The 22,564-nt window shown below is 54.8% G+C and carries 12 protein-coding genes; 8 read left to right on the forward strand and 4 right to left on the reverse strand.

From position 1 onward, the window contains the following. Positions 1–79 precede the first annotated feature (79 nt). The gene (locus tag OEV49_17290; protein ID MDH3892820.1) at positions 80–2,227 is read right to left on the reverse strand and encodes a PBP1A family penicillin-binding protein; all 2,148 of its coding nucleotides are present in this window, start codon (positions 2,225–2,227) and stop codon (positions 80–82) included. Positions 2,228–2,410: 183 nt separating this feature from the next. Between OEV49_17290 and tyrS the strand changes: the two genes are divergently transcribed. The 7 genes from tyrS (at position 2,411) to OEV49_17325 (ending at position 18,517) form a co-directional block, all read left to right on the forward strand. Continuing rightward, positions 2,411–3,676 (forward strand): tyrosine--tRNA ligase, encoded by a 1,266-nt coding sequence (gene tyrS, locus OEV49_17295; GenBank protein ID MDH3892821.1) that lies wholly within the window; start codon positions 2,411–2,413, stop codon positions 3,674–3,676. Positions 3,677–3,805: 129 nt separating this feature from the next. Continuing rightward, positions 3,806–5,437, forward strand: a complete 1,632-nt coding sequence (locus tag OEV49_17300; GenBank protein MDH3892822.1) for a tetratricopeptide repeat protein — start codon at positions 3,806–3,808, stop codon at positions 5,435–5,437. Further along, positions 5,434–7,116 (forward strand): Ig-like domain-containing protein, encoded by a 1,683-nt coding sequence (locus OEV49_17305; GenBank protein MDH3892823.1) that lies wholly within the window; start codon positions 5,434–5,436, stop codon positions 7,114–7,116. The genes OEV49_17300 and OEV49_17305 overlap by 4 nt, the downstream gene beginning before the upstream one ends. A gap of 5 nt (positions 7,117–7,121) precedes the next feature. Beyond that, positions 7,122–8,294 (forward strand): mechanosensitive ion channel family protein, encoded by a 1,173-nt coding sequence (locus tag OEV49_17310; protein ID MDH3892824.1) that lies wholly within the window; start codon positions 7,122–7,124, stop codon positions 8,292–8,294. A 1,143-nt stretch (positions 8,295–9,437) separates the two neighbouring features. Further along, the gene (locus OEV49_17315) at positions 9,438–13,115 is read left to right on the forward strand and encodes a hypothetical protein (protein ID MDH3892825.1); all 3,678 of its coding nucleotides are present in this window, start codon (positions 9,438–9,440) and stop codon (positions 13,113–13,115) included. A gap of 342 nt (positions 13,116–13,457) precedes the next feature. Next, entirely contained in the window at positions 13,458–17,717 is a 4,260-nt protein-coding gene (locus OEV49_17320; protein MDH3892826.1) for a dockerin type I repeat-containing protein, read from the forward strand. A gap of 611 nt (positions 17,718–18,328) precedes the next feature. Then, entirely contained in the window at positions 18,329–18,517 is a 189-nt protein-coding gene (locus tag OEV49_17325) for a 4Fe-4S binding protein (protein ID MDH3892827.1), read from the forward strand. 209 nt (positions 18,518–18,726) lie between these two features. On the opposite strand, the gene OEV49_17330 is transcribed toward OEV49_17325, so the two are convergent. Next, positions 18,727–19,434 carry a DUF1573 domain-containing protein gene (locus OEV49_17330; GenBank protein MDH3892828.1) on the reverse strand — a complete coding sequence of 236 codons (708 nt, stop codon included), beginning with the start codon at positions 19,432–19,434 and terminating at the stop codon, positions 18,727–18,729. After that, positions 19,431–20,417, reverse strand: a complete 987-nt coding sequence (locus OEV49_17335) for a cysteine synthase family protein (GenBank protein MDH3892829.1) — start codon at positions 20,415–20,417, stop codon at positions 19,431–19,433. Before OEV49_17335 ends, OEV49_17330 begins: the two co-directional genes overlap by 4 nt. Before the next feature lie 166 nt (positions 20,418–20,583). Between OEV49_17335 and OEV49_17340 the strand changes: the two genes are divergently transcribed. Next, positions 20,584–21,771: a hypothetical protein gene (locus OEV49_17340; GenBank protein MDH3892830.1), complete on the forward strand. Its 1,188-nt coding sequence runs from the start codon at positions 20,584–20,586 to the stop codon at positions 21,769–21,771. A 102-nt stretch (positions 21,772–21,873) separates the two neighbouring features. On the opposite strand, the gene OEV49_17345 is transcribed toward OEV49_17340, so the two are convergent. Further along, positions 21,874–22,098 (reverse strand): hypothetical protein, encoded by a 225-nt coding sequence (locus OEV49_17345; protein MDH3892831.1) that lies wholly within the window; start codon positions 22,096–22,098, stop codon positions 21,874–21,876. Positions 22,099–22,564: the final 466 nt, after the last annotated feature.

The following is a 22,564-nucleotide window of genomic DNA, read 5'->3' on the forward strand; positions in this document are numbered from 1 at the left end:
GTGAGCCCCCCCCCCCCCCCCCCCGACACTCGCCAAACCGCATGGCTGTCAGGCGAGTCACCCGACAGCACTTACCATGCTAGAAATGCGTGCGTTCTTCGGTAGTATCTTCCGGGGTGAAGTCGTCTTCGTTGGATGAGATGTCCATACCGGCCGAGGGATGCAAGTGACAGTCGGCGCTCGGTTGATTGTCGTCCGTGAAGATTTCATCACGCACTTCAATACAGCGGTCGGTGGCCAACTCACCCGACTCAAGGCAAACCTCCAGGTGCACGATGCCGTCGGGTTCCTCGAATGTCTCCGTCGTAAGCGAGTCGTGGGCGGCGATCATGTACTCCGTCCACACCGGGACCCCGTTCTTGGCGCCATCCTGACCACGACCCAGCGAGATTTTCTTGTCGAACCCAACCCAGCACCCGGTCGTGATCTGCGGTGTGTAGCCAACAAACCAGTTGTCGCAGAAGTTATCAGTGGTCCCGGTTTTGCCGCCGGCTGGTCGGCTAAAGCCGCGCCAGCGGGCGCCGCGTCCGGTTCCGGAATCAACCACCGAACGCATAAGGTCGACCATTATATAAGCCGTCTGGGGCGATAGCACTTCCTCTCTTTTGATGGCCGAGTTGTCTTCGAGGACGGCGCCGTATCGATCGACAATCTTGTGTACCAGTCGCGGAGGAATATGGATACCTTGATTCGGAAAAACAGAGTAGGCTGAGACCAGCTCGATCAGCTTGACTTCCCCCACGCCTATGGCCAACGAAGGAACGGCGGCCAGATCGGTGGTGATGCCCATGCGCCGGGCATAGAAGATAGCCTCCTCCGGATGGATTTTCAAAATCAGTTTGATGGCGACCAGATTTCGAGAATGCTGCAAGCCGGTACGAAGAGTGATAGGCCCTCTGAACTTGTAGTCGAAGTTATGCGGGCGCCATTCCTTGGAACCGGGGATATCCAGCACGATGGGATTATCGTCGATGATCTCGGTAGTTCTGAAACCGTTGTCGATACAGGCGGTGTAAATGAACGGCTTGAAACTGGAGCCGGGTTGCAGGTTGGACTGAACCGAGCGGTTGAACTCGCTCTCTTCGAAATCACGGCCGCCGACCATAGCCAGCACATCGCCATTGCTGTTGTCAATGGAAATTAAGGCGCCCTGGATTTTTCGGTACACGCGAATCGAGTCGCCGTACTCGTCGGCCGTATCCGGCATGAACATTGTATAGGTGGGGTTTTTCAGATCATACTTGCGTTCTATCCGCGCCCGCAGGGTGTCGACCTTTCTGGCCACGGCGGCCTCGGCCGCTTTTTGTAAACCTATATCCAGTGACGTGTACACTTTCAAACCACCGGCGTAGAGAGTATCTTCGCCGTAATTGTCGCGCAGATACTGCCGCACCGTTTCCGTAAAATAGGGGGCGGTACCTATCTCTTCTTCCGGAGGACGAATCTCAAGCGCTTCGGCTTTCAACGAGTCGTACATGGTGCGAGTCATCTTTCCCCATGAGAAATACGAAAAGAGTACGCGGTTGCGCGCCCGCAACGCTTTGTCCGGATTGTTAAATGGGGAATTGATGTTGGGCGCTTTGAGCACGCCGATCAGGATGGCGCAGTCATTAAGGTTGAGTTCGGATACGTCTTTGGAGAAAAACAGCCGGGCCGCTGCCGCCACACCATAGGCGCCTCGGCTGAAATAGTACTGGTTGAGATACATTTCGAGTATCTCATCCTTAGAGTAGGTTCGCTCCAGCTTGATGGCCGTGAGTGCTTCTTTGATTTTGCGTTCGAAAGTCCGTTCGCGGGTCAGAAACAGCATCCGGGCCAACTGTTGCGTGACGGTCGAGGCGCCGGCCGCCAGACGTAGTTTTAGCAAATTGGTGCTGGCTACAATGGCCACACGCCGAACATTTATTCCCCAATGATCGTAGAATTCGTGATCCTCAGAAGCCATCAGCATGTCGATCAGATGCGGCGGCATTTGAGCAAAAGGCGTCAAGGCGCGGTTTTCGGTGAAGAACTCCTTTAACAGAATACCGTTGCGATCATATATTTTGGTCGTCAGACTCGGTTCGATATTGTGAAGGGCCTCGAACGACGGCAGGTCGGTCTGGTAGATGGCATAAGTGCGGTAGCCCACAACGATGGCGAAGACCACCGACAGGGCCAACAGCACAAGTATAGAATTGCGCCACCGGTGGCTATGGAAGCTGCGTTGATTTATCGATTTTGCCATGTCACCATTGTCCTCACAGTCGCTTACCAAGTCAACCAAAAAACCGATCAGGTCTTATCTGATTGATTTTATCCGACTCTTTTACTATCGTGGGAGCGGGATCGACTATTGGTCTCGCGTAAAAATCAACAAACGTTGGTCAGGTGCCGATAGAGAGTGTAAAACGCCTGCAAGGAGTATGAATTGTCCGAAGTATCAGATTTGTCAGCACAGACAAAGAGCGAACTTGAGCATCAAATCAAAATAATCAGTCGCGGCACGGTGGACATGTTGCCGAAAGGGGAGTTCGAGTCGCGGCTGGTAGAGTCTATCGAGAACAACCGCCCGCTTCGTGTCAAGCAGGGGTTCGATCCTACCTCGCCCGATATCCACCTGGGCCACAGTGTCGGTATTCGGAAGCTGAGGCAGTTTCAGGATTTGGGCCATCAGATTGTGCTGATAGTCGGCGATTACACCGGTATGGTGGGAGACCCGTCCGGGGTGTCGGCGACTCGTCCGCAACTGACCTATGATGATATCATGAAAAACGCCGAGACCTACCAGACGCAGTTTTTCAAAATTCTGGACAAGTCCAAAACCGAAGTACGCTTCAATGGCGACTGGTTCAAGAAGATGGACTTTCTTCAGGTGATGGGTCTGGCCGGAAAATATACCGTGGCTCGGCTGTTGGAGCGGGATGATTTTACCAAACGGATGCGGCGGGGGGTACCGATTTCGATCCATGAATTGTTCTATCCGCTCATGCAGGGATATGATTCGGTAGCTATTGAGGCCGACGTTGAAATCGGCGCGACCGAGCAAACATTCAATCTTCTGGCCGCGCGCACTATTCAGGAAGCGTTCGGAATCAGAGCACAACTGGTTCTGACCATGCCGATTCTGGTCGGCCTTGACGGTGAACAAAAGATGTCCAAATCGCTGGGTAACTACATCGGCATCGACGAACCGGCCCGCGAGATTTTCGGCAAGGTGATGTCGATACCCGATGCCTTGATTCATTCATACTACGAGTTGGCCTCCGATGTCGACGCGGACGAACTGGCTCAAATTGCTGAACGACTGAAGCAGCCGGACGTCAATCCGATGGAGATCAAAAAGCAACTCGGTCGGCGGCTGGTGGACATGTACCATCCAGAAGGGTCCGGGAGCACGGCCCTTGAGGAGTTCGAGCGGGTGTTTTCGCAGAAGGAGTTGCCGGATGAAATACCCGAGGTTACTATCCAGAAACTGGGCGAGCTGGGAATCGACCCTCAGAAGATATACCTGGTACACCTGATCGCCAAATGCGGTCTCTCCAAATCGAACGGCGAAGCGCGGAAACTGATGGCGGCCGGCGCTGTTACATTGGATGGCGAGAAGGTTGTCGACCTCGACTACGAATTCGCTCTTAAAAGCGAGGTCGTGCTGAAGGTCGGGAAAAGGCGGTATCTCAAGATTTTGCCAAAATGAAAAGAGAACTGACCGACACTGTAATCGTATAAACGATAATTGCCGAACGGCGGATTTGCCGCAAACCGGTGAAGCGTGTTGGGCATTGGTTTTGGTTTGGTTGTCCGATGTGTGTTTGGAGTATGGCAGGTGAATTGTAAAGCTGTAGTACTTGTATTTCTCTTGGGTCTTTTGGTCCTGGCCGGTTGCTCGTCAAAGACTGTCGGTGTGCATCCAGCCGCAGCGGAGTCTCCCCAGGCGAGCACGAGTACATTTCAGTTGAGCCCGGATTTGGACCCTGAGAGAATTGACCCGAGAGCATTTCACTACTATGCCAACGCTGTAATCTTCGAGTTGGCCGGGCATATTCCCGAAGCGGCCGAGGGCTACAAACGGGCGCTGCAGTATCATCCCGACTCATACGAGATCCGGTATTCGTTTGCACGGATGCTCATGTACCTAAAAAACTTTGTCGATATTCCGGAAGCGCTGGAGGTTATCGATCCAAAGGATGGCGATGTTTACAGCTTGCTGGCCACAGCTTACCGATCTCAGGGACTCGAAGATTCGGCCCGCTGGGCTTACTTGCATGTAGTTGCCCAGGACTCCCTCGACCGACGAGCTTACGCTCATCTGGCCTCATTCTACCATAATGCGGGCGACATGGACTCGGTACTCTGGGCCTATCACAATATGGCGCGCCTGGAGCCGTCTGATCCCGCTCTGCAATATGAACTGGGCAAAATGTACGCTCAACGCGGCGACAACGAACGTGCTCGGGAACACCTGAGGAAATCGATAGAACTGGAGCCGACCAAGCGCAACATTCTGGCCTTTGTGCGCCTGGCCGATTTGTATCAGATAACCCAGCAGCCCGACTCGGCCTCAGCCACATTGCAGGCGGCTCTTGCAGCGGCCCCGGACGACCTCATCATCAATCGTTACCTGGCCAACTACTACCTTGAACTGGACTCTCTGCATAATGCTCTTAAGTACGTAAGCAAGTTGACCGAGCTGGAGCCAGGTGATCGCTCGGTGAAACATCGCCTCGGCCTGATCTATTTCGGACTGGATTCGCTGAGCCGGTCCAAGGCGATCTTCGCCAGTTTGGTGGAGACAGGCGAAGCTGTGCCGGCCAATCACTTCTATCTGGGGCGCATAGCGATTATGGAGGAAGATTTCGTGCAGGCGCGCGACGAGTTTATCGAGTTTACCCAGTTGATTGACACGGTGGCGCAAGGCTGGCTGGACCTTGGTTTTACCTACTCCAAACTGGGGCAGAGGGAAAACGAAATCGGCGCCTACCAGACCGGGCTGGCTCGCGTGCGTGAGCCGGAGGAACGGACTCGCATGCTGTTTGCGCTGGGAGCAACTTATGAGCGAGCGGGTGAGATCGATTCCTCGGTCTCTATTTTCGAAGAACTGCTGGTCGACTCGCCGGATCATGCCGGGGCCATGAACTACCTGGGCTACATGCTGTGCGATCGTGGTGAGCGATTGCAGTATGCCCGTACTTTGATCGAGAAGGCTGTCGCTCAGGACCCTGACAACCCGGCTTTTCTGGACAGCTATGGCTGGGTGTTTTATCGGCTGGGGGAATACAGCCAGGCCCTGCCACATTTGAAACAGGCTGCCGAGCTTGACAATGATCCGGTAATTCTCGATCATCTGGGCGACACGTATAAAGCCCTGAACGATCTGGAACAGGCACGGCAATGGTGGCTCAAAGCGCTTCAGGAAGACCCCGACAACGAAGGCATCAAGAAGAAGCTCGGTCAATGAATCTGACCCACCGTCGTATACTTCTCTCTCTATTGACATCGCTATCCCTATTGTTGCTGGCTTGTGCCGATGAGATGCCTCCGCCCGGCGGTGAGATCGACAAAACCGGACCTTACCTGATGGGTAGCGAACCATTAACGGGCGCGGTCAATGTATCCGGAGGCAATAGCGTTACCTTGTATTTCTCCGAACGTGTCAAAAAACCAAAGACCGGTCAGACGATCTTTATCTCGCCTCGCCCGACCACGCCGCCCCAAATAAAATGGCGCAGTGACCGGGTCACCATCACCCTGGTCGACAGTTTCGAAACCAACCAAACCTACATCATCTCGGCTGGCACCCAGGTGAAAGACCTGCGCGGCAACCAGCTCGACAGCGCTCTCACTGTTGCTTTCAGTACCGGCCCGACAATCGCCAAAGGTCGCACGGCCGGACTGATCACCAACGACAAGGGACAACCCCAAAGCGGACTGCTGGTGGGACTATATGATCGGATTGGACTCAGCACGGCGTCGGTGATTGACTCCGTTTACCCCTCCTATGTCATCCCGACCAACTCGGAAGGACTCTTCAGGATTGGATACCTGCCGGAGGCCGAGTTTCGCATGATCGCTTTCGAAGACCTGAACAACAATGGACGATTCAACCCAGCCAAAGAGCCGTTCGCGCTGCCGGATCGTCCGATTGTGATAGGCGGGGACAGTCCTATCGAGGACTTGATGCTCACCCTGCAAGTGACGGACACCACCTCGCCGGAGATTCTGGCCGTATCGCAATCGTCCGATGGACTTCTGCGGCTACGGCTTTCAAAACCGATTGAGTTGAAACAACTGCACGAGAATCCGGATCGATGCATCCTGACCTCGGCCGACAGTAGCCGGGTCATTCCTGCCCTGGCCTTGTTGGAAGCTGCCGATGTACAAGCGTCGGTGATCAATTTCCACCCGGGGCCGGTAGCCGACGGTGAGTATACATTGACCCTCACCTATGATGGCGCGCGGTCGGCCATAGGTTTCCCAGGTGTGATGATCGAGGAGGTAGTGGACGAGAATCCTCCCGAACTGGTCGATATCCAGCCGGATGACCGGCCGGGTTTTGCCCGGGATGTCAGGATCGAATTAGCGTTCTCCGAGCCGATGGATACCAGCCTGTTCACTCCTGAAACGTTTCTGCTTAAACAGATTTCGGATACCTTGATTCCGCTTAATCGGGTTTGGCTGGATCCGTTGAGATTAAGGCTGGACCCGGATACCCTGTTGAGTGGCGGTCGCTATCGACTTGACATCACCGAATTCGAGCTGGCCGACTTCGCCGGAAACCGGCTGGGTGACAGCGCACGCACACACTACTTCAATGTCATTGACTCAGACTCGGTGGGATCGATTTCCGGTGAGACCGTTGTATCGATAGCGGGTAAAGAAAACGATCTGCTGCGTCTGACTTTCCAGAAGGTCGGAGGACGCTCTTTCGACGTGACCACGCCGGTCGGCGCCTTCATGATCGATCTACCCGGCGGCAGGTATTTGTTGTCAGGGTTTATTGATAGTGATAAGGACAGTGTCAAGAGCGCAGGTTCGGTTGATCCCTACATACCGGCCGAAACGATGGCCCTCTATCCGGACACTATCGCCGTGCGGGCCCGATTTGAAACGGCCGGGATACAATTCGAGTTCAGGTAAACGCGATGTATGAACTAATCGAAAAGATACCACTGCCCACCAATCTGCAAATCGTGGTGGCCTTAATTGCAATAGTGGCGCTGACGTTTCTGTCGGCGTGGCTGATTCGCGCCATGTTGAGCCTGATAGTGGGACGCCTGGCCTCACGCACCAAGACCGATCTTGATGACAAGCTATTCGGCGGCGTCAAGCGTCATGTCCACTACTTGGTTTACATCATAGGCGCGGTGGCTCTGTTTAATTATCTGGAGCACGTTTCCGACGACAGCCTTTCGGGGCTGTTTCAGGCTATCGACGGCGTTCTGTATGTTCTTGGCGTCTTTGTCGTCGCCGTGATGATAATCCGGCTGATCTCAACTTTGTTGAACTGGTACGCCACCAATATTGCTTCCAAGACAGAGACAACACTCGATGATGAGTTTATTCCGTTGGCCGACCGCGGCGTCAAGATTGTCGGCTATATACTGGCTCTGTTGGTAGTTCTGGAACACTTCTCGGTCGATATAATGGGCCTGGTGGCGGTGCTCGGGGTGGGGTCGCTGGCAATTGCGCTGGCGGCTCAGGAGACTATAGCAAATATGATCGGCGGCTTTGTTATCATGATCGACCGTCCCTTCAGAGTGGGGGACAGGGTCCGTCTGGACACCGGAACAACCGCCGTGGTCAACCAGATAGGTATCCGCTCCACCAAGTTTCGCACATTCGACAACACTTTGATTATCGTTCCCAACGCGGAGCTGATGAAATCGACCGTTCACAATCTCAGCTACCCACATCCGAAACTGAGAGTTCAGATCGACGTCGGCGTCGGATATGACTCTGATATGGAAAAGGTCCGCAAGGTTATGCTCGAAGAAGCCCACCGGCATCCGGTCGTAATCAAGGACCCGCCGCCCAGTTTTTATTTCCTGGAATTCGGTGACTCCAGTCTCAACGTGTCCATGCGCTGTTGGGTGGCCGATGTGTCGGAACAGTTTCGCACCGCCTCCGAGTTGCGCGAACAGGTTCTCAACCGCTTCCGTCAGGAAGAAATCGAGATTCCTTTTCCCCAGCGCGTCGTTACCATGGTCCCCGAAGAAACCGAACCCAAAGAGCGACCGGCGCGACCCATCGAGACACATCTCAAGAGACAGGACCGCTCGGGAGCGGGGGACAGCTCAGTCGGCGACGACGATTGACAGTACCCGAAGTGTTCTACACAGTATCACTGAGTGGCACCCTCAAGCTTAGAGGCTACGTCATGATGTGGTTTCGCAGGGTCCTGACCACGCCCTAGGCGTGGTTGTGACCCGGCGACTCTCACTAAGGCGTCGGGTAAGAGCAGCCCTTGAAACCTCACCCTGCGCACGGCTCCACCTCACACTGCGCACGGCTCCACCTCATCCTGAGCGGAGTCGAAGGGTGCACGGTCAAGCCGTGTCTCTTACCTTCGGGCCAGGGATTTCGACCTACAAGAGAAGATGGATGCCGGATCAAGTCCGGCATGACATACACAGAGCGCGCGAAGTGCAAGAGAGTGTTTCATTACTCCATCCAGAGCATCCACCAACCTCATCCTGAGCGGAGTCGAAGGATGCACGGTCAAGCCGTGTCTCTTACCTTCGGGCCAGGGATTTCGACCTACAAGAGAAGATGGATGCCGGATCAAGTCCGGCATGACATACACAGAGCGCGCGAAGTGCAAGAGAGTGTTTCATCACTCCATCCAGAGCATCCACCAACCTCATCCTGAGCGGAGTCGAAGGATGAACAATCCCACCAAGCGTGCCGGTCTTGGTGGGGTACCCTGCGTCACACACATTTCCCACAGCAGCCTGTGGGCCACCACTGAAACTTTGGGGTGGTGTTGGGCGACCCCGCCCGACACAGGCACGCCTGTCTATCTCGCTTCGCGCTTACACTCTGCCTGTCCACTGTGCCACTCAGATAACTTCATTCCTGTCAAGGCTGTCAGGCGAGTCGCCTTACAGCACCAGGGTCTATCCAGGGGCATGAAAATAGAAAATTGTATCCATTTATCGAAAATACCTTGACTTTGAACATCATGGATACTATCTTTTTATGACTGAACATGGGTGGACAGGTTCCGTCGGCACCCCTGAATCTCTGACGAAACCTCATTAGCCCGGTTCATTCTGACACGTATACTCACCGCCCGCTGTGGCGTCTTATCGAAGGGGAGATGGTCAGGCAACGGCTTGGACCATTGCAGCCACCCGTTTCGCCTGAAATTATGAGTCGTAGTTACGAGTAGTTGAATGTCTGATTAACTATCAGGGTTCGAGGGATGCCTCCCTTTTGAACCCGGAGGAGGAGTTTTCATGCAACGAGTCTCACTTGGATTGGCCGCGGCGCTGTTCGTGATTGGCTTTTGCGCTCTGTTTGCGCTGGCCGACTGGATTCCGGGCGACGGCCACAAAATGCACTTTCCGCAAACGCCTGATGAAGAAGGCTGGAATGTGATGGCCAGTTTCGGTCAAACGCTGGCCGATGACTGGACGTGCTCAGCGGACGGTCCGGTTAACGAGATACACTTCTGGGGATCATGGTTCGGCGGCAGCACCGGCACCATCAACGGTTTCTGGATAAAGATTCACTCGGATATCCCGGACCCCGAACCGCAGAACCCGGATACCTGGTCGATGCCCGGTCCGATTCTGTGGTCGCGATACATACCCATCGACGATGTGATTGCGCAGCACATAACACCCGACCCCCAATTGTGGGAAGGCTGGCACGATCCGACATCAGGCGAATACCTGTACCCCGACCACGACAATTACTATCAATACAATATTTTCAATATCGCCGACCCATTTGTTCAGCAAGCAGGGAATATATACTGGCTGGAGATAACTGCCGCCACCGATGTCAGCGATCCTGGTGTAAAGTGGGGTTGGAAATCATCGGTGGAACACCACCAGGATGATGCCGTCTATGGCACGCCCACCTGCTCGGAGCCGGATAACGGCAGCGGCACCATCGACCATCCGGTCGACACCTGCGACTACGTGGCCGAAGAGCCGATGCTGATAGTCAATAATCTTCCGCCGGGCACTACAATCGAGATGGATGCTTTTATCACCGACCCGATCTGTAATCAGTTTTTCTTCTGTTCAGGAAATCCACCGGCCGGTAAGTGCGAGGACGTCGGTGGTTCGCTTGGGGGACACTATCACTGTTATGAGGCGACGCTTGATTTGACAGTGCGCGGCACCGGCGCTCTGGCCGGATTTAATCGACACCTGTTCGTGCCGCTGCAAATGGAAGTCCACACCGGTCCGCGCAATCCGGGCGATCCGGTGCAGTCGTTCGACATTGATGTCTACACCCTGATGGGTGAACTGTTCGGCGATCCTGACTTTTGCGAGTTCAGAGTCACAGGCGGCACCGGCTATGGTATGCCCAGCCCCGGCCACACTATCCTGACCGACGACCTTACCAACCCGGACTGGTGGGTCGAGAGTTTCTTTGATGTGTCATACCAGATTGAATTCCAGGGCTGTCCCGGTTCGATTCTGGATGGTTTTGCGGGGACAACCCCCGGCTCCGTTCGCTTCAATCAGGGCGGTCAGAACTGGCAGGAGCTCTTCGAGCCGGGCGCCGATGCCGACACCAACTTCAACGCTTTCTATGTCGTAATGGACCCGGGCGGCGTGGTCATAGATGGCGCCGGTGAAAATGCCTATGGTGATGGTTGGTACTTCTACCCGGAAGAATCTTGGTGGAACATCTGGTTCTACGATCACCCTTACGATCCAACGCGGTATAAAGAGGCGTTCATCGAGTTTGACATCAATCCGCTTGGACCGGGACCTTCTTATATCGAACTGGCCATCAACTGGTCGACAGATCAATGGTCGATTGACCAGCCGCCGAACGACAGCATGCCGCCGCTACCGGGCATGCCTGAACAACCGTACATTGGACGCGATATACTGTTCGTGATGCAGGACCCGGTCGGTCATTTCATGTTCCCGTGGACCTTTCCGGACTATAACCCGGAGTGGGTGTCGATCGATGTCCGTGGGTTCAACTTTATCATACCCGGCGGTGTGATCATGCACGCCTGCGTAGGTGGCGGCACCGGCGAGTCGATGGACCTTTCGTTCGTCATCAACTCATCACCCACAGGCGCATGCTGTGATCCGGCGACCGGTGACTGCTATGTTACGACCTTTGACGCTTGCACAGGTGACTACCAGGGTGACGATACCGACTGTGATCCCAACCCCTGTCCTCAACCGACCGGCGCCTGCTGTAACGCGCAGACCGGAGATTGCTTTGTCACCACCGAGGCGCAATGTGCCGGTGACTACCAGGGCGACTGGACAACCTGCACGCCCAATCCCTGTCCGCAACCAACCGGCGCTTGTTGCGATGCAGCCGGCCAGTGTTACATAACCACGCAGGCTGATTGCATTAATGCAAGCCACCAGTGGCACGGCGACTGGTCTACATGTTCCGGCGACCTGAACCACAACGGCACCGACGACCGTTGTGAGGACCTGTACTGGGAGCCCGGCGACGGTCACAAGATGCACTATGCACAGCTTCCCGACGAGGCAGGCTGGGATGTGAACGCTACCTTGCCGCTTATTCTAGCCGATGACTTCATGTGTACAGAAACCGGCTGGATTCAGGATATCCACTGGTGGGGTTCCTGGAAGGACGGCTTCGTGGGTCAACTCAACGGCTTTGCGCTGAGTATCCATAGCGACATCCCGGCTGACCCGCCGCAGATTCCGTATAGCCGACCCGGTGAATTGCTCTGGCAGAAGGTCGTCACCGATTACAATCCCCAGACCATCAACTCCTTCTTGTGGGAGGGTTGGCACGACCCGGTCACTTTCGTGTGGTTCCCGAATAACCACCAGCAGTACTTCCAGTACAACGTCTACCTCAATGAGGAAGACTGGTTCATGCAGGATTCCGGTACCATCTACTGGCTGAATATCACCGCCGATGTGGAGGGTGTCATCGACGGTGCGTGGGGTTGGAAGACCACACTCGAACATTACAACGACGACGGCGTCTTTGGTATACCGACCTGCACGGAAGCCGACAACGGCAGCGGTACAATCACGCTACCGGCCGATTGCGATTTCTTTGGCGATGTTCCCATGGAGATCGTCAACGGCCTGCCACCCGGCTCAACGATTGAGCTGGATGCCGAAATCCAGACGGTGTTTACTTGCCTGCACAGTTATTTGCCGTGCTCACTGCCGCTACCTTCGGGTGTGTGCGAAGGCCCGGGCGGCTATCTTGGCGGTGATGGTCACTGCTTTGAGTCGGCGCTCGATCTGGATGTATCCGGTACCGGAGGGCTGGCCGGTTTCAATCGCCATCTGTCTGTACAGTTGGTAGTGGAGGTCCACACCGCGCCGCGGACGCCGGGCGAGGACTTGCAGAAGTTCGCCGCCGATGTAGTGAGGATGCAGGGTGAGCTGTTTGGCGATCCCGATTTCTGCACCTTCCGTGTCACCGGTGGCACCGATTTCGGTATGCCCAGCCCCGGCCAGATCACACTGGCCAGGCGGCCCGATGGCACTTTCGAGGTAGAGAGCTTCTTCGACGTTATGTATCAGATTGAGTTCCAGGGTTGTCCCGGTTCACAGTTGGACGGCTACGCCGGTACAACGCCGGGTATGGTGCGTTTCTCGCAGGGCGGCACCAACTGGGGTGAACTGCGCGATCCCACCGGTCTGTCGCTCGATCTGGCCTTTGTCATCACCGGTGGACCGGCCGGATGCTGCATGGGTCTGATAAGGGGTAATATCGATATGGATGTTGGCGACATCATCGATATCTCCGATCTGGTCTACCTGGTCGATTACATGTTCACCGGCGGTCCGGCGCCCAGCTGCATGGATGAAGCCGACATGAATTGCAGCAACGGTGGCACCCCGGTCGACATTGCCGACCTGGTCTACCTGGTGGACTATATGTTCAACGGTGGGCCTGCGCCCTGTCGTTGCGACTGCGCCGATTGTCCGTAGACAAATCTGGGCAGTAGTGCCTATATGTATGTCTGTGTGATACATGGAGAATGGCCGCTCCCGTTAACCCGGGAGTGGCCATGTATCACGGGCGATACTCGAATGCCTGGATAGGTCCTGTGAGTAAACTGAACGCGAATATGGAAAAGAGCGTCTACGTAATCGCGCAAATGCCTTGACACGGGAGGGTTTAGCCGCTATAATCAATTGAAGACAGTCTACCGACAACTAACCTGTATGCAGTGCTCCATAATCTCTTTGCTCAAGTTTCATGAGCGCTGATCGATAACCGAGAAATTGCTTTTTTGACATAATCGAGATCCCGGACGAGATGGAGGAAGTATGTATCTCTGTGCTAAAGTTGGTGTGGGCTTATCATGTGTGATGACGTTGATCCTGGGCGCTATTGTTTTCGCGCCGATTAGTATGGCGCAACCACCCGGTGTATCGGCAAGCCTTTCGGGGCCGGGTGCGGCCGGCGGGGGAGGGATTTACGCAGACTCACAGTTTCAGTTTGATATCTATGTCAACAACACTCAGCCCTCCAATATCGAGGCGATGGCCAGTGGCTTTCAGGTCTATTCGCCCGATGGAGCATCGTGGCAGCCGATCGTGATAGACACCTTTCCAATCGGCTGGCCCATCATGTTCAATCTGGCGCCGTTTCTGACGGCTTATGCCGGTGTCACCGGATCAGGCGCCGACTCGGCTATGGGCGCCGCCGTGGCTATGCCACCTTTGGGCTGGCCGGCGGGCATGGGCGCCTTTGCATGGTACATTCCAACCGTGGTATCCTCGGCCGAAATCGGTCGTACTCTGTGTATCGATTCCTGCTGGATGCCTCCCGGCAACCAATGGCAGTGGATACTGACCGGGTCTATTCCCTACTTCCCGGCCTGGGGTGGTCCCTATTGCTTCACCATCGAATCCGACCAGCCGGACAGTTGCGACTATTACAAACCGGCATACGAAGATTACGCTCCCAATGGCGTGCCCGACTTCGATCAAAAACAAGACGCCTGGATTTATCAACCCAGTGGCGCGTGGAGCTACTGCGGCCCGGTAGCGTTGGCCAACTGTCTGTGGTGGTTTGATTCCAAGTTCGAACCGGCGCCGTTGGACCCGCGCCCGTTCTACCCCGATCCCGGTCATGTTCAAAACGATGGATACAACCTGGTTTATCCATTTGGACCCGCCAGCGGCTGGGATGATCATGACACTAACAATGTCATGCCGTTTATCGATTCGCTGGCTCTGTATTGCAAGACCAATCAGGGTCATTCAGGCACCAATGTTTTCGACCTGGCCACCGGAGCGCAGGCATGGATAGACAGTGCCGGATTGACCGGAGATTTTGTCGTCAATATCTATCCGATGGACCCGGCTTTTGGTTTCGACTTCATTCGGGAGCAAGTGCTGGCCAGTCAAAATGTGATTCTGCTGCTTGGCTTCTACGAAGAAGTCGGCGGAGATTTCTGTGAACGTGTCGGCGGGCACTTTGTCACCGTGGCCGGTACCTGTACTGACCCGGCCGACTCGTGTCTATGCATCAGCGATCCGTACTACGACATGCACGAAGGCGAACCGCCGGCCGGATCGGCCCACGGCTCCAGTGTGCACAACGATGCCGCGAATATTTCTGGGCCGCACGGAAGCATGTACCATGACAAATACTCGGTCATAACTACCCAGTGCACACCCTCCGGACCGTTGCCCTTCCTGGCCGAGTTGGCCAACTATGGTGTCAACGCCGGCAACATCGCTGTTTGGCAGGGACAGAACCTGGCCGACACGACACTGGAACCGATGCCGCCTCAGGGAGGACCTATCCACACGCTACTCGAATGGGCGGTGGTCATTTGTCCTGCCCCCCCCGATCCCACCGGCGCATGTTGTGAACCGCCTTACGGTCTCTGTCACATCATGACGGAGGCTGAGTGCGATGACGCCGGGTGGTTGTACGAAGGGGATGGTACCACCTGTACGCCCAACCCATGCGACTCGTGTGATTATCAGAACCCCGGCGATGTCAACGATGACGGATTCTGGAACATAAGCGATCTGACATACCTGATCTCGTTCTTGTATATCTCAGGCCCTGCGCCGCCGGTGCTTGCCAACGCGGATGTGAACGGCGACTGTTGCATCGGCTACGACGATATCATTTACCTGATCGAGTACCTCTTCAACGGCGGTCCCGCTCCGGTCAATTGTACTTGTGTCGATCCGCCTATATGTCTACCGGCACCGCCACCGCACACGCCCGGGATTGTCAAGCACAACACCAACAGTTATCTGCCACCGGACGGCAGCCCGTTGAACTCCACCTGGCACGAACTGTGGCCGGGCTACTGCGAGGACTTCACGGTTACCGACGTCATCGACAACGGCGATGGTATCCTCAGCTGGTGCGACACTCTTGAGTTCACACACAACACATTGGGCACCAAGTCGCTCGAACATGTGGAAGTGGTCACGCCGACACTTACTTTGGTCAACATAATCAACCCGGCCGAGACTCTCTACGTTGACTTGCTGGACCCGCCTAACCCGCTGATCAATCCGATTACCGACCCTATGGGTTCGTTCTGGCATGAGGTGTATCCCAACTACTGCCGCAAGCACGTGATAGTATACTGGCAGGAGTTCAATCAAAGCTCCCTGCAGCCCGGGCATACCGTCAAACTGCAAGCTCTGAACGGACCGGATTCTTCGTTGGCCGACGACTATTGGGTTACGGCCATCGAGACCGATATCATAACGACGCCCATCGTAACCGTTCGCGACGAGTACGATCACAACATCGACGGCTACAGTCCATACGACGGTACGCCGGTCGGCACCGAGTGGAAAGAGTTGTGGCCCAACTACAATGATTTGTGGACTGTTGAAGAATGGATCGACAACGGCGACGGTTGGCTCAGTTTCTGCGATACTATCAAAGTCGTGGGACAGAATCTACCATATCCGGTGCGGTGGAAGCATGTCAAAGAAGTTCTCACAACGTTCACACTGGTCGATTCGATTACCAGTCAGGTTTACTACTTTGACTTCCTGATGACCAACCCGATGTTCGACTGGTCGTCCAACCCGGCCGGGATGTTCTTCCATGAAGTTTATCCCACTTTCTGCCAACGTTCGATCTGTATCGGTTGGGTCGACAACGGGACCGGCTTTGTCGATTCCTGTGACTATCTGACCTTCGAATATATCGACGGTGACGATTCCGGCAGCACCATTACGCTGCATCTTGAAGGGGTCGCTACCGACATAGCTACCAGCCTTGAAGAACACTGGGAGCCGCCGCCGCCGATGGACGGCAAGTTTAAGCACAACATCGACGGTTGGCGTCCGGGCGACGGCAGCCCGGCCGGTACTATGTGGCATGAATTGTGGTTCAACTATTGCGAGATGTGGTCGTGCAGCTTGTGGATCGACAACGGCAACTCTGTTCTCGACTACTGTGACACGCTGGTCTTTATGCACGAACCTACCGGGCGTCTGTCGTATGAGCATGTCCAGGTGGTGACGCCGACTATCACCGTCACCAAGGGTGACTCGACCTGGTACCTCGACGGTATGGACCCGAATCCGCTGATCGATCCGATCACGCATCCCATCGGCGGTTACTGGCAGGCGGCCTATCCGCGCGTGTCCTGGTTCGGCTATCCTTACGTGATTACCAACTGGGTCGACAATGGCAATGGCTTCCTGGATTCATGTGATTACATCGATTTCCGAAACGACTTCGGCGAAAACCATACCGACTGGCACGTGGAAGCGGTCGAGACCGACATCATCACCGATCCGTTGCCGAATCCGAATGTCGATGAGTACGATCACAACATCGACGGCTATCTGCCCGCCGATGGTGATCCCACCGGCACCTTGTGGCACGAGTTGCGGCCGAATTACTGTGACGACTGGCAGCTCGATGAGTGGCTCGACAACGGCGACGGCGTTCTCAGCTTCTGCGACACGCTCATGTTCCGCGGCACCGCCGCGGGCATGGAGGACTCCGTCCTGTGGAAGCATGTCGAGGAAGTGACCGGCACTGTGGTGCTGTCTACCGTTGGGACCGATGACACCGTTTACATGGATTACATGTGCGGACGGCCAACGGCGGCGCCGTTAACACTTGCCGAAAACCCACTGGGTACTATCTTCCACGAGGTCTATCCAACCTTCAGCCGCAGGTATGTTTGGCAGGGCTGGGCCGACAACGGCAACCTGACTCTTGGTGTCTGGGACGGGATGACTATGCGGTCGATCAACCCGGCAGATTCAGGTACGCTGTCCTGGTACAACGTGCTCGATTGGCAGACCGACATCATGACCACGATTATAGAAGGCCCGTCGTGTTGTATGACTCCGATTCGCGGCAACGTCGACTACGATCCGGGAGATATAATCGATATTTCCGACCTGGTCTACCTGGTCGACTACATGTTCACCGGCGGACCGGCACCGCCTTGCTTCGAGGAAGCCGACATGGATTGTTCCGGCGGCATTATTGACATCGCCGATCTTGTCTACCTGGTTGACTACATGTTCAACGGTGGACCGGCGCCATGTCGCTGTGACTGTGCCGATTGTCCGTAGACACAAAAGGCGATGTTCGCCTTAGGTGAAAGGTTCAAGCCACCCCCGACTCGTTCGGGGGTGGCTTTTGAGTATGAAGTCTTGTAGGGAAGGATTGCCTTCAGACTTGGCAACAGTGGCGGGTTCACGCCGCGGCACGCAGGCGAAGACGGACCCGCCCTACTTCTGAGCGGAGTCGAAGGGTGGGTGTAATCAAGTGGCGTTGGGCTTGATCCGGTATCCAGTTCCGAATTCGAAGACTGGATTCTGGCCTTCGCCAGAATGACACAGGTGGGCAGGCAGGTGGCGTCGGGCGACCCCGCCCTACTTTTTACATCGCACGTGGCAGCATCGCAAGGATGCCGCCCTACTCCTGAAGGTGGCGTCGGGCGACCCCGCCCGACGCAGGCAAGCCTTTTTTTGCGCTTCGCGCGTCGTCACAGTTTGTCTATTCAGATAACGCGGTCTTTGGCCACAGTGTCAAATTTGTCAGGCCAGTCGCCCTACAGCACCGGCAGAGAGGTCTGTGACCAACTGTCGATTTTTCCCATATTATTCTCTTGAATTGCTATGGCTTTTAACTATATTGCGCCGCGAATTGAACGACTAACCGTGTCTCGGAGGAATAGCCCATGGCCATGACCATTACCGATGAATGCACTGCCTGCGGTCTCTGTCTGCCGGAGTGCCCCACTGATTCGATCACCGAGGATGATATTTACGTCATCGATCCCAGCACCTGCAACGAGTGCGAAGACCAGGCCGACGGTCCCGGTTGTGTAGAAGTTTGTCCGGTTGATTGTATCGAAAAAGCTCAATAGCTACAGCCAATTCTGTCACGAATGCTAAGAGCCGCCTTTATAGGGCGGCTTTTTTTGCATAAAAAAGAGGGTGCTCGTCTGAGTGGGTAGAGGGGGCTAAGAAACTACCCGGGGACAGCGGAGACACCCTCGTCAATTAACTATATGATGCAAATAACAGGTGTTGTCAAGTTTATTGTTGTGTCGGCCAAAAGGCCTTCGGACTCACGCTAATATTTGACGATTTTCACAGGTATCGTGAGAATAACCGGCTTTTGATCCTCTGCCGTCGTAACGTGTACGGTAAAGCTGGACAAGTAGGTGCCGGCCTTCAAGCCATCTGATGGTGTTACCATCACCGTCAAATCCTCACCACGGTTAGCCCTGGGCCCGATATTCTCTATTCTGAAACTGCTGTCCCCCTGATCACGAATTTCCCAACTGATCTGATCAAAAACCCGGTTGGACAGTTTCACCGGTTTACCGGTGGCGCCGGGCAGAAAGAACAACGAAAACGGCTCAGGTTTGAGATCGGCGAACCATTGACCGATAGTGGAAAGATAGTAAAACTTCATCTCGGGATACTCATGATCATCCAGTGTGACCAGCAGCGATTTTGTGGTGGGGCCGTAGAAGTTGCGCGTCAGGAAGTCCAGATGAAAAAACGCGGTATCGCCGGGCTCCAAAAGGGAGTCGAGGAGACTGACCTGTGAGCAGTCACAGGAGGCGGTGGCGCTCTTTATGGTCACCGGAGCGTCGCCGTGGTTGACGATATGGAAAGTGTGAAACAGTTTGAAGTCAATTCCGACATGTCCGAAATCAAAAACTTGCTCGGACGGCGCCAACCGTCTCGCGGAGCCGGTGGTAGGCTCTGGTTCGCCGTGGGCAAAGGACACCGCACAAAAGAGCGCCAGCAGGGTGGTAGCAGTTGTCTTCAAGCGTCGATCTCCGTGTTGCTCATGAAACCGTGTTGAGTCATCCATTCATCGTTGAACAGCTTGCTCAGATACTTGATACCACTATCGGCAAAAATCCCCACAATCACTGCCTGCGAATCAGCTTCGGTCGCCACTTGCTCCATAGCCCAGGCCACGGCGCCGGAGGAGCCGCCAATCGAGATACCTTCCCGATGAGCAAGCCGGCGGGCTCGCTGGAATGCGTCTTCATCGCTCACCGTGACAACTTCGTCAACGAGATCACAATGTAGCGCTTTGGTCAGGACATCCGAACCGATACCTTCGATTTTGTACGGTTTGTCTTCGATCAGTTTCTTGTGCCGGATGTACTCGGCGAAAATAGAGCCTTCAGGATCTACAGCAATCGTTCGCACCGACCGGTTCTTTTCCTTCAGGAACTTGGCTGCGCCGGAAAACGTCCCACCGGTGCCGATTCCGGCGACAAAATGGGTGATACGACCCTCGGTGTCATTCCAAATCTCAGGGCCGGTTGACAGGTAGTGAGCCTCGACATTCGCCTGGTTGTCGTACTGGTCGAGATCGAACCAGTCGTTTTCTCGGGCCAGCCGCCGCGCTGTCATGTAGCTCCCTTGCGGGTCTTCGTGGGTTGTCTCGTCAGTGATGATCACCTCGGCGCCGTATGATCTGATTAGATCGATCTTTTCTTTACTGGTCTTCACCGGTGTGGTGATAACAGCCTTCAGCCCGAGCAATCCACAAACCATGGCCATAGCCGCGCCGGTATTGCCAGAGGTGTTGTCGATCACTGTTCCGCCAGGCTCAAGACGACCTTCATCCAGCGCCTTACTTATGATGTGTAGCGCCATGCGGTCTTTGACGGCGCCGGTCGGGTTGAAGAACTCCAGTTTGGCCAGCAACATAGGGCCGTCGGCCGGGGCTCCGGTTTTGAGACGCACCAATGGCGTGCGGCCGATCAAATCGAGTATGCTGTCGTAAGTTCGCATCAAGTACCACCAAACTTCACAAGTTATACATTCTTCGGCCAGATTCAAGGAGATTATTGCGGCAGCAGCGAAAAGAGGGAAACCCGGTCCAATCAGACTTGACACATTTCCGCCGTGTCCTATCTTTTGTGCAAGGCGAAGCAGTCTACAAAACGGCGGAGGTGACTTGAATCGGTTTCGTGCTCATTGGGCAGCAGTTCTATTGATTTGCGTAGGCTGCGGCGACGATGCGAAGGTCGTCAACGAAGGTGAAGATGACCGGACTACTTTCGAGGCATACTTCGGCCGACGGCGATACGTCGACGGTCAGTCGGTTGTGTCGACCGCAGATGGCGGCTATATGGTGGTGGGTACGGGATCGACCGCTGGAGTCAACGAACAGGATATATTTCTGGTCAAGACGAATGCTGCAGGAGATTCACTCTGGACAAAGACCCTGGGTGATGCTAATCAGGACAAAGGGGTTGGCGTGGTGAAAGCGGTCGACAGCGGGCTTGCGGTCATGGGTTTTACCAGGTCAAACGGCGGCGGTCTGGGTGATGTCTACCTGGTTAGGATCAACGACGGCGGAGACAGAGTCTGGGCATACCAGTACGGGATGCCCAGCCGAGAGGAAGCCTTTGCTATTGAGGCAACCAGTGATGGTTACGTTTTTGCCGGCCGTGAAGGATTACCGGGCTCGCTGGCCGTTTACATCTATGTTGTCAAAACCGATCTAACCGGAGGAGTCTTGTGGAGAAAGATATACGGTGGTACCAAATACGACGAAGCTCGCGGAATAGCTCAAACCGGTGATGGGGGCTGCGTTCTGGTGGGACGCACAGAAAACTTCGCGGCGACGGCGTCCGATGTTTTTCTGATGCGCTTGGATGCTAACGGTGACAGCCTGTGGTGGAGGACCTACGGCGAGGACAGGGACGACGATGCCAGCGCGGTCGTTCACACCGCTGACGGCGGTTTTATGATCGCCGGTACATCCAATTGGTCGGCGTCGGGTGCGGACGACTTCTACCTGATCAAAACCGATGCCGAAGGAAATGAAGTATGGTCCAAGCGGTATGGAGGGGCCAGTGGCGATGTCTGTAATGACATAGTGGAAACTGATGGCGAAAGCTTCGTTTTAGTTGGATATAGCGAGTCTTTCGGCGCAGGTGGCAACGATGTTTACCTCATTAAAGTGGATGCCGCCGGCGATACCCTCTGGACCAGAACCCATGGCGGTTCCGGGCACGATCACGGCAATTCCATACAGGTTACCTCAGACGGCGGGTTCGTCGTAGCCGGTACCTTCGGTGCGGGTGGTACAGGTAGCAAGATGTACCTGTTGAAACTTGATGCCAACGGCAAGCTGTAACAGGCCAATCATCTGCTCGCGAATTCTGATTATAACAGAAAAAATCCAAGCCCGGTTGTGCGCCGGACTTGGATTGATATTCAGACTATTCGCTGGTCGGGCTCAACCGCAACCGGAGCAACCGCCACCTGAGTCGCTGCCGGAACCACAATCAGCCGTGCCGACTTTGATCATGTAGCCGGACTGACCGTTGCGCGAAATGAAATCGATGTTGATCTCGCCAAACTGCTGCAAGTAGGTCAGCACTTTGGGATCGATAAAGGCGGTGATGCCGTTGGATTCGAGCTTGTCGAGGTTTTCTGCCGACTCATCCAGAGTCATCCCCATCTGGGGGCCGCTTCAGCCGGCTCCCTGAAAGTACAGTATCAGCTTCTTGTCCTTATGCTCTGGGGTAGCGAGGACCTTTACCAACTCGCTACTGGCGGTGTCTGAGACTTGAAACATATCTATTCAACCTTTCATCGTTCTCTGTTCGAACACTTAGAACACAATATAACCTAAAATGATTCAAAAAAGTGTGATAAATCACTCTCTTGGTGATAAATCACTCTCTTGGTGATAAATCACTTTTTTGCGTTTCGCGCACTTCATGTCATGCTGAGCGCAGTCGAAGCATGAACACGCCAACCTCATCCTGTTAACCGGTAACCTCGCCCTGAGCCCACCCCACCTCACCCTGATCTTATGAAAAGGTCGAGAACCTTATTATCTTTTGGTAGAGTAAATAGCCAAAAGAAGAAAGGAACTCGACCATGGCAAAGAGCAGTATTATCGTTGGGATCGATTTGCACAA

Source organism: Candidatus Zixiibacteriota bacterium (assembly GCA_029860345.1).
In the GTDB taxonomy this organism is placed as follows: domain Bacteria; phylum Zixibacteria; class MSB-5A5; order GN15; family FEB-12; genus JAJRTA01.

Bases quoted from the DNA above. Each gene is read 5' to 3' on its own strand.
- OEV49_17325 (MDH3892827.1), top strand. From the start codon at position 18,329: ATGGCCATGACCATTACCGATGAATGCACTGCCTGCGGTCTCTGTCTG.
- OEV49_17315 (MDH3892825.1), top strand. From the start codon at position 9,438: ATGCAACGAGTCTCACTTGGATTGGCCGCGGCGCTGTTCGTGATTGGC.
- OEV49_17345 (MDH3892831.1), bottom strand. From the start codon at position 22,098: ATGGGGATGACTCTGGATGAGTCGGCAGAAAACCTCGACAAGCTCGAA.
- OEV49_17290 (MDH3892820.1), bottom strand. From the start codon at position 2,227: ATGGCAAAATCGATAAATCAACGCAGCTTCCATAGCCACCGGTGGCGC.
- OEV49_17320 (MDH3892826.1), top strand. From the start codon at position 13,458: ATGTATCTCTGTGCTAAAGTTGGTGTGGGCTTATCATGTGTGATGACG.
- OEV49_17305 (MDH3892823.1), top strand. From the start codon at position 5,434: ATGAATCTGACCCACCGTCGTATACTTCTCTCTCTATTGACATCGCTA.
- OEV49_17310 (MDH3892824.1), top strand. From the start codon at position 7,122: ATGTATGAACTAATCGAAAAGATACCACTGCCCACCAATCTGCAAATC.
- OEV49_17335 (MDH3892829.1), bottom strand. From the start codon at position 20,417: ATGCGAACTTACGACAGCATACTCGATTTGATCGGCCGCACGCCATTG.